Source organism: Streptococcus sp. 11273D007BT, from assembly GCF_053547195.1.
On sequence record NZ_JBPWPE010000001.1, the window covers coordinates 1,172,546 to 1,186,065 of the forward strand.

Here is a 13,520-nt window from a genome sequence, read left to right on the forward strand (position 1 = left end):
AAAAGGGCTGAGAGTTTTTCTCAGCCCTTTGCGTTAATCTAGGACCAAGGCTCGTTGGTCTCTTTCTTGTGGAATACCTTCCATTACAGTTGCCACATAGTGTTGTAAGAAATGACTTTTCTGGTCTAGTAAATCTTTTTGCAAGGCAAGGTGAACCAAATCTCCAAAATAATCCTGACTGGAAATAGCCAAGTCCTGTTGAATCATGGCCTGTAAGGTTTCAAGGCTAAGTGGTGAATAATCGTCACTATCCAAAACCTCATACTGTTCCAAGGTGTCTGAGAGACTATTGGAGGACATTAAATCCATAATAAAACTAGAGCCTTCACCTGTTCGGTACAGCTTTTCCAGAATATCAGTCATATCAGCTTTTACTTCATCCTGATAACTATCAACTTTAACTCGTAGCTCATCACTAATCAAGGATAGGTCACCCTCATCCATATAATCTTGATAAACCTGATTGAGGATTGTTCTATCAGAAATACTTAATTCCAAAGAGAGAAAGGCTTTGATAAACTCTTGGTAATTAACCTTCTCCATTTCAGACAAAGCCTCTTTTATGGTGTCAAAGTTCCAAGCCATCACACAACTCCTTTTGTGGGACTAGTGGTGAATGTCCAGATTGTAGCTCTTCTAAATCAGCTTGACCATCACCATCTGTGTCAACAGACTGCGGATTGGTTCCCAAAGCTAGTTCCTGAGCATCTGTCAGACCATCCAGGTCTGAATCCTTTTCATAAATGCTTTTTGGATTCATCTACTTCTCCTCCTTTCTCTTCAGTCCATAAGCCGTACCAAGTAGAATACCAGCTCCAATTAAGCCCAAAAGGGATTCCTGTTCCCCTGTATTTGGCAAAATGCTTGCTGGAACAGGTGGTTCAAGAGACTCAATCGGTGGTTGAGGTGGAGTGGGTTGATTTGGACTTGGTTCTTCAGGTTGAGGTGTATGTGTTACAACTGTATTTGAACTGATGACATAGCCATTCACTGTATGGAGATAGGTATTCTCCACCTGACCAGCCGCAATCCGTTTCATTTGAAGGTAAACATCTGCCTGAAAGGCTGAATCATCAGAGACAGTCTCTAAGAAGGATTTATCAAATGAAATTGACACTAGGCCATTTTCTGTATCCACTTGTTGCAAGGTATATTTCGTAACCTCCGTTCCTTCTTTTAAGACAGAACCGTCTTTGAGGATGACATCCGTCATCAGATAGCTGCGATAAACACCATTATACTCATCATGCTTTTCATCATAGTTATCTTCAAAACCATATTCAAATAAATCAGTCGCACGATTGCTTGGAATCATCGCTCCAACCAAGCGATAGTTAAAGGTTTGATGCAAGGCCACTTCTTTCCCGTCAAGGCTCTCATCCTTATGAGACAAGTCAATCACCACATCTTTTTGTGGGTCTAGTTTGGGAACATTATTGACCACTGTTTCCGTGACATAGGCCAAGCCAAAATCAATCTGATAGGCTGTATTTTCATACTGACCACCTGTTTTGGTCAACTCATTTTTTACCGTCATCGGAAGCGTGACAACTAAGGTTTGACCAGTCTTCACATAGGTCTCATAAAAGGTTTTGGGATCATCGCTACTAAGGACCTGAATGGCTCCTTTAGGTGTAAACTGACGTTTAGCCATGGCATCTTGGACGACTTTCGGAGCTTCTGACAAACTAGCGTATGTGCTGACAGAGATACCAGATACACGATTGCCAGCCTTATCCAAAACTTGAATGCCATCAGGATTTAGGGTAAGGGCTTCTTCTGGGTAATCGTCTACCATGTAAAATCCCTTGGCAAGAACATCATCCGTCACGACCATGTCCTTGTATTGACTGTAATCCAAGACAATTTTGTAATAATTGACCGTATTCGGAAGAACAGTCTTTCCATCAATTGAAATACCTTCTTGATTGGTATTAGACTTATGTGGAGTTACTTTAGGGACAAAATTTGTCACTGTATTGGTTTCATAGGCTTGCCCAAAGTCCACCTGATAAGCCACATTTTCATAAGAGTTCCCTGAATTAAGCATGGTTTCCAAAACCGTCATCGGAGTGACAATGATAATATTCTTCCCCTTGGTCACATAAGATTCATAAAAGGCTTGTGGGTCTTCAGGCATGAAAACTTGAAAAGCTCCTTTAGGCTGAATTTTTTGTTCCAAAAGGGCTGCTTGTAGCGTTTTAGGAGCTTCTGATAATTGAGAATAAGACTTCACCGTGATTCCTGAAACTGTTTTGCCATCAGATGTGACAAACTGAATAGCTGCTTCATCCGGCAATAAAGCTTCTTCTGGATAATCATCCACAAAGTAAAAACCTTGTGCAATCTGAGAGTTGTCTGCTTTAATCCCTCGGTATTGGTCCAAGTCCCATGAGAGAGTATAGTGATTTTGACTTCCCACTAACATGGGCTTCCCATTGATGTCCACTTTGTCTTTATTGAGGTTCTGTTTCTTGGGTTCTGGAGAAACAAGGGTGTTGGTCACTTCCTTGGTTTCATAGCCATTTCCAAAATCAACTTGATAAGCCTTGTTTGTATAGATCTTAGTTTGACCATAGAGACTATCTTTCACCGTCATTTTGGTCAAAAGAGCTAAAGAAGTTCCTGTTTGAACATACTGGTCATAAAAGGCTTGGTTGTCATCCGGCAAAAAGACTTGAAAGGCACCTGTCGGTGTAATCTTAGCACGAGCTAATTTATCTTGAAGGTCTTTAGGGGCTTCATTTAGTGAAGCATAGTTTTTAACCGTTATTCCTGATACCTTCTGACCATCAAGGGTTGTTATAGCCGTGCCATTTTCCACCACATCGAGCACTTCCTCTGGGTAATCGTCCACAAAGAAGAAGCCTCGTGCAATTGTCTCTTTAGCAGAACGATCTCCCTTATACTGGTCCAAATCCCAAATCAATCGGTAGTGGTTGGTTGTGCCAAGGGCTACGACCATGTCATTAATGAGGACACCATCCGCATTTTCATTGTTTTTATCTGGTGTAATGAGTGTGGTTGTCTCCCCATCACCTGGTGTACGAACCGTTACAACATTTGAAGTGACTGTGTAAGCATTGGTTGTACCCTTGTTCAAAAGGAGTTTGTAACTATTGGAATAGGTTGCCCCATCATTTTGAACAGAACCATAGAGTTTTGGAGCGGTCAGTTGATAAACCTTGGTTAAATCTTTATTTACCTCCTGCAACAAGTTTTCCTTGTTCAAAAGGAGTTTGTAACTATTGGAATAGGTTGCCCCATCATTTTGAACAGAACCATAGAGTTTTGGAGCGGTCAGTTGATAAACCTTGGTTAAATCTTTATTTACCTCCTGCAACAAGTTTTCCTTTGCGGTCAAGGTCACAAAATTCTTAGTCTCATCAAAGCTAAGGACATAGTTTCCATTCTCTTTTTGTGTTGTTTCCTTATCAAAGAGGTAACCAGCAGGCAAGTAGTCCTCAAAAATGAGACTAGTCGTTTGGGCACGATTGGGCGATAAGGCATCAACTGTTAAGGGATAAATCACCGTTGAATCTTTTGCGACAGTTTTCTCATGAAGATTAGCTTGGTCACTATTGACCACTTCTTTCATAATCTCTGGAGTTGTCGTCAAACGGTACGCATGATAATGGACAGTTGGTACTTGTGGTGGCGTTGGAAGTTCTTTTGGAATAGGTCTGACAGGTAAGGTTACCTTAGTCAAGGTCAGATTAGGCTGCACTACTTCATCCAAAGGCTTTGGCGTGAAGGTCACAGGCTTTTCTGGTGTAAAAGTTTTTGGAATATAGATATCTGGTGTTACCGTAATAGGTTCTGGAATGGGTTCAAGTTCCACCGTTACATGAGGTTTGGGACTATATGGTGTTACTGTACGTGCCACTGGTAGGGTATTTAAAGCAAACCAGTAAGACAATCCAACATTCTGTGGCATATCGCCTTGCCCAAAGGTTACTGTGTAGGTATTGCCTGATGTAACTATTGAGACAATAGCTCCTTTATAAGCATAACGACTTGATGTGGTATCCCATTCCTCAGGTAAATTCAAATCACTTGCACGGTTGGAACCCAAAGAACGTGCTAGACCTTCATTAGTCACTTGAACGGTTGAGCCATTAATCGGCACAAATTTCCCAGATGAATCCTTGACATATTCTAGACCAATGTCATTATGATTGAGGGAAGAATGTGTGAAGACTCCAGGCTTTTCTTTGGAGAAGGTAACTTGTGAACCGTCTTCCAAGAAATACTTGGCAACTACACGAAACTCCATCTTGTCTGTTCGCCAATCACCGTTTCCGTCATTTCGATAGGCAATGAAGCCTTCGGTAGGATCATTTGGCACAACCAATTTCACGGCATCGGTTCCAGCTGGTGATACAAGGTTGGTAATATCGTAAGTCACTCGATTAATCTTTTTACCATCAAATCGTGCATTTTGAAGATTTTGATAGTTAAAACTAAGAGTCTCACCTGTTTTGAAGCTGTCATAGACAAAGAATCCTGTTGAATCCAAAATTCTTGAGTAGCCACCCAGCATAGCATCGCCAGTTGAAATAATCTGATCAGGATTTCGGGTAATGGCCCCATGTTGTGCTTGGGGTTCACCGTTATTGAGATTGAGGGCTTGAGCAAGGGCTTCAGAAATATAACCTTCTTCACCTTTCGAAATCTCGGCCAAGTCACGTTGATAGCGTTCCAATTCTTTGGCATTGTAGGCATCAATCGCTTCATTCTCTTTTCTGGCTGTGGCTTCTTTATCTTGATTTCGTTTAGTAATAGCTTCAATCTCGGCTGCACGATTTGAAACTAATTGTTGTTTCTCCTGATTTGCTTGATCTACTGCGGCTTGACCTGTACGGTTTTCAGCATCAACAGCTGCTTGACCTACCTGATTACGCCTTTCAATGGCTTCATTATCTGCCTTTGCCTTAGCAAGTCCAGCTTCGTTTTCTTTTTGAATGGCTTGGTTTTTCGCAACAATATCATCTGCCTTGGTTTTCTTTGTTAGATAATCCGCTACAGCTTGTTCGTTAGTTGATTGAATGGTTTCAACAGCCTTGCCATATTTTGTATAGTCAAGTACAGATGTCCCATTTCCTGATGAAACTACTTGTTCTTTTACTGTCACATCAGCATCTGCATACCGAGTTTTTAGGTCATTGACTTTAGTATCAACCCAAGCATTTGTCTCTTTACCAGTTTGGTTGACCCCTTCGTAGGCCTGTGACAGCTCCATATTTTCTTGTTCAATGCGGGCTTTATTCGATTCGTATATCGCTTTGTCAGCTTTGTAGGTTTCAGTAACTTCATTGATAGCCACAACTTGGTTTTGGGCATCTGCTTCTGCTTTTGAAATTTGTTGGCTGGTCTCTGACACAGATCTTGTATTCCCTAAGTCCATTGGACTATCTTCAACCGTAGAAACACCTTCAGCCTTTGCCTCTTCAACTGCTTGTGTTACCGTATCATGCGGTACGGTGACTGCAATTGCACCGTTAGATTGCCCAGTTGACCCTAAACTTTCAGTTTGTTCAGAAACAGGGGTTGGTTGTGCTTCTGGTAAATTCGTGGCTGGATTCTCCGTTCGTTGAATGGTGGAGTCAACTGAAGTTGTAACTTCATCAGCATGTGCAACCGTTCCTCCCCAAGCAACAACAGCCGTCACCATGGTTCCAAGGGCAACGGAACATAAAGTACGATATTTTTTACTCTTGCGAAAGACGTGTTTCTCGCCTTTTTCCTGATTGACAAGAAAGTGATGATTACATGTTTTGGTCATAAATAGTCCTTCTTTTCTTTTTTATGTAGCAACAAACTGTCACTCTTTATTAGATACGAGGGCGTTAAGCGAGCACGACAAAAATAGGAGTTTTAACGAAGAACTTTCCGTTCTATGAGAAACTCTCTTTTTTGTACAGCTCGTAGCCCAAGTTCAATACCATCATAAAAAAGAAGGCTTGATTTTGTTATCACAATACATTAATGTAAAAGAAAATGTTGCTTTTGCACTACAAATATTGTAAAATTGTAGTATAAAAGCAACATTGGAAGGAGTAAGTATGTCAAAAAAAGAGATTCTACTTGAATTTATAGAAAACCACAATGGCATTATCACCTATAAAGATTGTAAAGCTCTAAAGATTCCAACAATATATTTGACAAGACTAGAAAAAGAAGGGATTCTATACCGCGTCGAAAAAGGAATTTTCCTAACCCAGAATGGAGACTACGACGAATACTACTTCTTTCAGTACCGTTATCCCAAGGCTATTTTCTCTTATATCTCAGCGCTTTACCTGCAACAATTTACAGATGAAATTCCTCAATATTTTGACGTAACCATTCCTAGAGGCTACCGTTTTAATACTCCTCCAGCAAATCTGAACATTCATTCCGTTTCTAAGGAATATAGCGAACTGGGAATTACACTTGTAAAAACCCCTATGGGAAACGAGGTAAGTGTGTATGATTTAGAACGTATTATCTGTGATTTTGTGATTCATCGAGAAAAAATAGATACTGAGCTTTTTGTCAAAACACTTCAACATTACGGAAACTATTCTAAAAAAAATCTTACAAAACTCTATGAATATGCGACAAAAATGAACACTTTGGACAAGGTCAAACAAACTCTGGAGGTCCTAGTATGAATAAAGCTAAGCTAACAGCACTCTGTCATAAAATATCAAAGAATACTGGATTAACCTTTAATTCCGTGATGACCTATTACTTTCTTGAAGTGATTTTGAAAAAATTAAGTCAGAGTACCTATTCAAATCACTATATATTCAAAGGAGGATTCCTACTGTCAAATGTTATCGGAGTTGAATCTCGTAGCACGGTTGATATTGATTTTTTGTTCCATCAAATAACACTTTCAGAAGATACTGTGAAGCAGCAACTCAAGGAAATTTTAGCAGATTCCGAAGAAGGTATATCTTTTGTGATTCAATCAATCACAGCTATTAAAGAAAGTGATGACTATGGTGGCTATCGAGCAACAATTTCGTGCCAACTTGAGAATATTAAACAAGTTATCCATTTGGATATTGCGACAGGTGATGTTGTAACTCCTCAGCCGATTACATACGACTATAAAGCTATTTTTGATGAAGACAATTTTCCAATCATTGCTTATACAATTGAAACAATTCTAGCTGAAAAACTTCAAACCATCTATTCACGTAACTTCTTGAACAGTAGAAGCAAAGATTTTTACGATGTTTATATTCTTTCAAAACTGAAGAAAGAAGACATTGACTTCATTCAGTTGAGAAATGCCTGTCAGAGAACATTTTCATATCGCGAAACAGAACTCGATTTTGTAAAGATTATTGAACTACTCGAGAGGTTCAAATCTGACCCTATTCAGAATAAACAATGGCAAAATTATTCAAAAAAATATAGCTATACAAAAGGGATTTCACTTGCAGATGTTCTTGATGAGATGATTCGTCTCATAACAGTTCTCATTTCTATAAATTCTGATTAATCGTGACAAAAAAACACAAAAGATATGCTAACATTTATTCATTTTGTTAGCATATCCTTTTTTATTTCGTCGTATAAGCAAAACTCAAGCTACTATCCACTCCAGATAATTTACGGAAGGTGTAGTTGGGATTGCCATTGTAATTGGTTTCGGAGATAAGGAATGAGCCATCTGGGTAAACTTTTTCGACGAAAGCCACATGTCCGTATTCTGTTGGTGTACCATGTCCTCCTCCCGCAAAGGAAAGAATAGCTCCAGCTTGTGGACTTGTCGCTGTCTCTCCACCGAGACTTGCGGCTGTTCGTACCCAATCTTGGCCATTGCCCATGGTACTGATAATTGGAATCTTCTCACCATTTTTACCTTTGAGTTTTAGCCCCAGTTGGTTGATACGGGCTGCAACTCCCCAAGTACATTGGCCGTAAGCGTAACCCATCCCGTCACCACCTCCTGGAATAGAGTTTTCAAAAAGGTCTCCTCGTACAGCTTCAAGTGCTTTTGGATCACTTTGTGCTGTCCCACCGTTAGGTTGACTAAAGCCTTTTTCAATTTGGTAATACCACTCACTTGCTCGTGTCTGACGTTCAAGTAGCTTATCACCACTATTTCCTTCCCAGTAAATGAGAAAGAGTTGGGCAAGACTAGCTGGACTACCTGTATTTTTGAAGAAGTCCTTTAACCAGTTGGTGTAATAAGGACTATCCCCATGCAACATGAAATCCAGTTGTAAGCCTAAGTCATACCATTTTTGATGTTTTCCTTTGGCATATTCCAACAATAAAGTATGCCTGCGTGACCCATCCGCGGTATCTGTCCATTGGCCTAAGCCTAAACCACGTTTGAGAATATTTGGGTAACGTCCATTGTATATAGTTGGACCATTAAGTGAGAGCCAGCCCTCATCATCCCACGAACCGTCTGTCGCACCAATAGGGGGAGATAGATAGTCGCCCTCCGCACGCTTGGGATTAATAGAGGATTCTACCGACCAATTTCCTAGAATGGCTGCGATAGCTTGATTGGTCGCACCTTTGCTTTTAAGATAGTCATAAATTGCCTTGGCTCTCTCAAACTCATCGCCGCCAAACTGACCGATAGTTGGAAGAATGGTGGTCTGAACCTGAATCACTTTTGGAAAGTAGAAAGCTGGATTGACATAGACCAACTTATCCGTGTCATCATCAACTTTTTGATAGGTGACTTTTAGACCCGTTCCATCCTTGGTCTCACCAATAATGTCTCCTGCCAAGACTTGTTGATTTTCACTCACTCGGCCTGAATGAATGCCAAACAAGGTTAGTTTAGTCTTATTCACTCCCTTACCAGATGTCAAAATAACATTCTCTCCATCAAGAGATACCTTGCCATCCATCGGAGCCACAATGACTTGACCTTCTTTTGCTTCTAAGATGATATGGTGATGAAGCGTTGGTTTCTCATCAATGACCTCATAACCATATCGGTAGGTCATGTTTAAGCTATCCTCATCGGTCTGTCCCTGAAAGGGATTATCCAATTCTTGAAGGGCTAAATAGTTGCCTTCTTCTGTCAACTCCTTTAGTTCTTCTTGGTCCTCATCAGACAGCTTGTAAGCAGGTTCTTTATATAAGTCAGACATGGATTTAATAGAATCTCCACCATTTAAGTCCGTCCACACCTGACTGAGAAATACTTTGTAGGTCGTACCACCTGTTTCCATGAAATCGTCAAGCTGGTAGTCTTGGTATTGATGATTCATGTAAACCATAACCTCATCAATCTTAGTGTAAAAGGTAATTCCCTTTTCGTTGGTTCTTGTATGTTCCGCATCTTCCCACGTCATGTGGGTATAGGCCTTGGTCAATTCCATCTCATCTTGTTGAATTACACTGCTACCTGAAACACTCATGAAAAAGCTCATCATCAAAAGGAGTATCAAGAGAATGCCTGAGACAATCCAAGTCAAAGGATTTCCCGCAAGGACAGAAAAGAAAGTCATACTTCCCTTAATGGCTTGGACAATTCCTTTGAAACCTGCGACACTTTGTTTTCTGGCAAGCTTTAAAAAGGTTTGGTAGCGTCTTCTTGGTTTAAGAGGTTTCTGGCGTGTGAATCCTTTTCCCTTTTTGAAGTTCTGGAATCGTTCCTTTCCATGAGAAAATTTTGTTTTGGTAAACCGCACACCAGTCTGTCCACTTTTTACTGCCACCTTACCTGCTTGATAGGTAAACCTGCCATAGCATCTGACTTTCAGGCTAGTATCCTTTAGGGTTCTAAGTCCATCTAAATCATCATCCTGCGATACCAAGTCAAACGATTCAGATGCAGCCAAGCCTAATCCAGCTTTGATCTTAGTAAACTTTTTCTTAGACTTTTGGACTTTCTTGAGTTGTTTAACCTCACGCTTGGCAGAACTTACTTCTTTTTCTGCACTTAGTCGATCAAATGTTTTTTCTTGGTGAAACTGAAAACGAGACTTCAGGGAAGGATTTTCTTTTTGGAAAGTAAACTTGGGATTAACTGCCTTTTGCTTTTCACTTAGTTTCACGTCTGACAAATGTTTTCTTGCCGTCCGCAAACGCTCTTGAGCTTGCGGAAGTCGATAGTTCTTGATTTCCTTTACCTTCAATAGTCTAGGAGATACATAGGTAATTTCTTTTAGGAACTTCTCTTCTGCTTCCTTTTGGCTACTGAGTAGATTTCCTTTTAACTCTATTTTCTTATCTTGAAAAAGAGAATTTTGGGCTGGTTTTCGAAATCTTCCTTTTTTAGGAACAGTCTGTCTTAAGGTCCTAACTTCTTTCCGATAATGCATACGGGCTGATTTTAAGTTGCTTCGAAAGTTTTGCCTAGCCTGTTTGACTAGCTTTTTATCCTCTTTCATCTCATGTCCTCATTTTTTCAGGATCCGTACTCATGATATCAAAGAGCTTGGTATGTTGCGGAATCTTATTTTTAAATGGAACAACGGTGGAACCGGCCTTAATTAAGCCTGCCCCTTTTTCAGGATTGACTAAGTACTTCTCCAGCTCTTTAGAAAGCCCAAGCATATGCACCAATTCTTCGCGATCGCTCTTAGCCTGTTTTAAAAGAATCATGAACTCGCTATTGGCAATAATGCGTCTGCCATTGGCATCCAAAAGAAGCGTTTCTACATTCTGAGTAATGCCTGTCGGTATCGCCCCATACTTACGGACACGACTCCAAAGTTTGAAGAAGAAATCAGAGGCATACTTGTCTAATAAGAGAAGCTGCATCTCATCAAAGTATATCCAGGTTTTCTTCCCTAGTTTTTGGTTTTTTACCACACGATTCCAAATTTGATCAAAGATAACCATGAGGGCAATTTGTTTTAATTCATCGCCTAACTTTTTGACATTGTAAATCAGGAAATGACTATCTGTTTTAATATTGGTCCTATGTGAAAATATGTCCAGCGACCCTTCCACATAGAGTTCCATATCCAGTGCCAAGTCCTTAGCTTCCTGTTCAGGTTGTTGGGACAAGACAAAGACCCATTCGACCAAGGACGGTGTGTCAAAATGCTTATAGGTGAGTCGTGTCACACGGTCAATCAAGGACTTCTCACGACCATCCATTTTTCGATCCAAGAGCTTCCCAATCCAAGACAAGAGAAATTCGGACTTAACCTTAACAGGATCCTCATCCATATTCTCATCAGATAGATCTAAGACATTTAAGAAGGTAGTGGAATCTGGAGCAATATCAATACTCTCCCCACCAAAGGCTTGGCCGATAATACTGTAGTCGAGTAGGTTAGTGGTATTACTACCACCTTCCTCTCTAAGAACCGTACGTGAGAGTTTCCCCTCATACGGCTCAAGCATTTCATCACTCTTTCGAGCGGCTCTCAATAAATAGTCGCTGACAGTAGCTATGCACATAAGCCATATTATCAACTTCTTCCACACCTCCCTTTGATTTTGGAACTTTAAAGAAAATTTCTCTATCTTCTCCAAGTTCCATCGGGAGACCACAATGATGACAGCGTCCGTTTTGTTTCTTCCAAACAAGTTTAAAACGACCTGTCAAACGCTTCATACCATGATTAAAGGTTCGTTGAGCAAAATATTCTGTATCCAAGTAAGGATTAGCGTTTTCTCTGACCTTTGTGTGTCTGACGATAGCAGTATGGTCAACTCGAATGAGTTCTTTATCGCCTGAAGCGAATACCCAATTTCGATTGCCTCTTCTATGCCAATACTTGGTCGAAACCCACCACTGGCCTTTCTTTGGATGACGACGTTTTGCCCATCGCCACAATAATTCGTATAAATGATAGTCCAGATAGGAGAAGGCTTCACTAGCACACACGGATTGGTGGTAGTTTGTCCATCCTCTTATCTGTTGATTTAGTTTCATGATTAAGACTTCTTGCTCCCATGCTTTTCCTCGCTTGAGGATGGTTTCTGAGAATTTACCAATAACAGTTTGAATAGAATTCTTAGATGGTTTTACAATCAATTTCCCCTTGTACTTCCGAAAATTCCAACCAAGTAGGTCGAAACCATCGTTGATATGAGTTACCAATGTCTTTTCCTCTGACAGCTCTAAGCCTCGTCCAAGCAGAAACTCTCTAATCAATTCTTTAGCCTCTAATGCAATTTCTTGTGTCGCAGCTGTGACGATAAAATCATCCGCATAACGGACAAGATTGACCTTATGGCTATTCTTGAATCGAAGGTCAATTTTTCCTAAACGATTGGTATGAAATCTATCTGATAAGACTTGTTGTAATCCATCGAGTGCCATATTGGCAAGGATAGGCGAAATGATACCGCCTTGTGGCGTGCCGTCTTCCGTTGGGAATAACTCACCCTTGAACACAAAACCTGCTTTAAGGAATTGTTTTAAGATAGATTTATCCATCGGAATGTTCTCTAAGAGCCAGTCATGACTGATGTTGTCAAAACAGCCTTTGATGTCGCCTTCTAAAATCCACTGAGGAGAAGCTTTCCGTGATAGTGCTGTGAAGATATATTCACAAGCATCTTGACAGCTTCTTCCTTTTCGGAAGCCGAATGATTTAGTATCCGCAGTTGTCTCTGCGACAGGCTCTAGTGCTAAAGCATAGAGTGCCTGCATGGCTCTGTCATACATAGTCGGAATCCCTAATGGACGTTTCTTCTTTTTCCCCTTTTTGTCGATGTAAACCCGTCTTAACGGACTGGCTTTGTAGCCTTTGTCCGTTAGGGACAGGAGAGCTTCCATCTTTTGAGCAGGTGTCGTCCATAGTTCACCGTCTATACCAGCTGTTTTCTTGCCTTTGTTAGTCGTTACTCGACGAACGGCAAGTGCCTTGGCATAGAACGAATGGGTTAGTAAATATTGAAGTCTCTTCACTGTGTTAGTGTGTTTGGCTTGAGTAGCCTTGACAATCCTGATTTGTAGCCTATTCACTTCTTGTTCTGCTCTCTTCCAATCAATGCTTTTCCATTGTTTCGCAAGCAGTTGCTTGTGTGATAACTTCTCAGCTGGTGCTGTCGTTGAATGTTTATCATTCATAGGTTTACCTCCATTTTTGTCATGAAATACCATAGGATAAGTCTGCACCCTTTCAGGTCAGGGCAAAGTTTGAACCCCTATCTCCTACCATTACAGTTGGAGCATTCGCTTTTTATCCTTTCCTCTACCCTCTGTATCGTCTATCCCTCTTACGAGTTCAATACCTTCTATCGATTAAAAGGAATACATAGGGCTTACCAAGTTCCGTGTTATAAATAATTGTGAATACCTTAGGTGCCATCTTTGAGCCGGGAAGAATGTGTCCATTTGTCATCAGGTTATGAAAGCCCCAATGACCTCCTCCGTACCTTTTTGGTGTAAGTGTATCAGCCTTATTTCACTTAGTCCCTGTAACGACTCTTGCGATGGTTCACGTCTGTTCACCATAGTATTCTTATCCTAACAGTCCATCCGATTTTAGGCTATCAGACTTTCCATATTGTCCCACAGGCTTCCCAACATAACCGTTACCAGTCAAGCAGGCTGTGGTAGGATTACCCCAAATGGATAGAGTAGC

General features: G+C 40.6%; 7 protein-coding genes and 1 pseudogene. 2 read left to right on the plus strand and 6 right to left on the minus strand.

Going from position 1 to position 13,520, the window contains the following annotated elements; translation table 11 throughout:
- Positions 1-33: 33 nt before the first annotated feature.
- The 3 genes from ACEE75_RS06000 to ACEE75_RS06010 are packed head-to-tail and all read right to left on the minus strand — an operon-like array spanning position 34 to position 5,785.
- Positions 34-585 (minus strand): hypothetical protein, encoded by a 552-nt coding sequence (locus ACEE75_RS06000; RefSeq protein WP_449164869.1) that lies wholly within the window; start codon positions 583-585, stop codon positions 34-36.
- Positions 569-760 (minus strand): thrombospondin type 3 repeat-containing protein, encoded by a 192-nt coding sequence (locus ACEE75_RS06005; protein WP_029173155.1) that lies wholly within the window; start codon positions 758-760, stop codon positions 569-571. The genes ACEE75_RS06000 and ACEE75_RS06005 overlap by 17 nt, the downstream gene beginning before the upstream one ends.
- Entirely contained in the window at positions 761-5,785 is a 5,025-nt protein-coding gene (locus tag ACEE75_RS06010) for an SspB-related isopeptide-forming adhesin (protein ID WP_449173585.1), read from the minus strand.
- A gap of 280 nt (positions 5,786-6,065) precedes the next feature.
- On the opposite strand from ACEE75_RS06010, the gene ACEE75_RS06015 reads away from it, so the two are divergent.
- Positions 6,066-6,656, plus strand: a complete 591-nt coding sequence (locus ACEE75_RS06015) for a type IV toxin-antitoxin system AbiEi family antitoxin domain-containing protein (RefSeq protein WP_024401254.1) — start codon at positions 6,066-6,068, stop codon at positions 6,654-6,656.
- Positions 6,653-7,498 (plus strand): nucleotidyl transferase AbiEii/AbiGii toxin family protein, encoded by an 846-nt coding sequence (locus ACEE75_RS06020; protein ID WP_074390955.1) that lies wholly within the window; start codon positions 6,653-6,655, stop codon positions 7,496-7,498. Before ACEE75_RS06015 ends, ACEE75_RS06020 begins: the two co-directional genes overlap by 4 nt.
- 61 nt (positions 7,499-7,559) lie before the next feature.
- On the opposite strand, the gene ACEE75_RS06025 is transcribed toward ACEE75_RS06020, so the two are convergent.
- The 3 genes and pseudogenes from ACEE75_RS06025 to ltrA all read right to left on the minus strand — a co-directional run bounded on the left by ACEE75_RS06025 (position 7,560) and on the right by ltrA (position 13,003).
- The gene (locus ACEE75_RS06025) at positions 7,560-10,361 is read right to left on the minus strand and encodes a phage tail tip lysozyme (RefSeq protein ID WP_061286116.1); all 2,802 of its coding nucleotides are present in this window, start codon (positions 10,359-10,361) and stop codon (positions 7,560-7,562) included.
- Between the two features lies 1 nt (position 10,362).
- A pseudogene (locus ACEE75_RS06030) lies at positions 10,363-11,244 on the minus strand (VirB4-like conjugal transfer ATPase, CD1110 family); the annotation flags it as partial.
- A gap of 85 nt (positions 11,245-11,329) precedes the next feature.
- Entirely contained in the window at positions 11,330-13,003 is a 1,674-nt protein-coding gene (gene ltrA / locus ACEE75_RS06035) for a group II intron reverse transcriptase/maturase (RefSeq protein ID WP_029174920.1), read from the minus strand.
- Between the last annotated feature and the right edge of the window lie 517 nt (positions 13,004-13,520).

Coding starts and splice junctions, on each gene's coding strand:
- ACEE75_RS06000 (WP_449164869.1), bottom strand. CDS start 585: ATGGCTTGGAACTTTGACACCATAAAAGAGGCTTTGTCTGAAATGGAG.
- ACEE75_RS06005 (WP_029173155.1), bottom strand. CDS start 760: ATGAATCCAAAAAGCATTTATGAAAAGGATTCAGACCTGGATGGTCTG.
- ACEE75_RS06010 (WP_449173585.1), bottom strand. CDS start 5,785: ATGACCAAAACATGTAATCATCACTTTCTTGTCAATCAGGAAAAAGGC.
- ACEE75_RS06015 (WP_024401254.1), top strand. CDS start 6,066: ATGTCAAAAAAAGAGATTCTACTTGAATTTATAGAAAACCACAATGGC.
- ACEE75_RS06020 (WP_074390955.1), top strand. CDS start 6,653: ATGAATAAAGCTAAGCTAACAGCACTCTGTCATAAAATATCAAAGAAT.
- ACEE75_RS06025 (WP_061286116.1), bottom strand. CDS start 10,361: ATGAAAGAGGATAAAAAGCTAGTCAAACAGGCTAGGCAAAACTTTCGA.
- ltrA (WP_029174920.1), bottom strand. CDS start 13,003: ATGAATGATAAACATTCAACGACAGCACCAGCTGAGAAGTTATCACAC.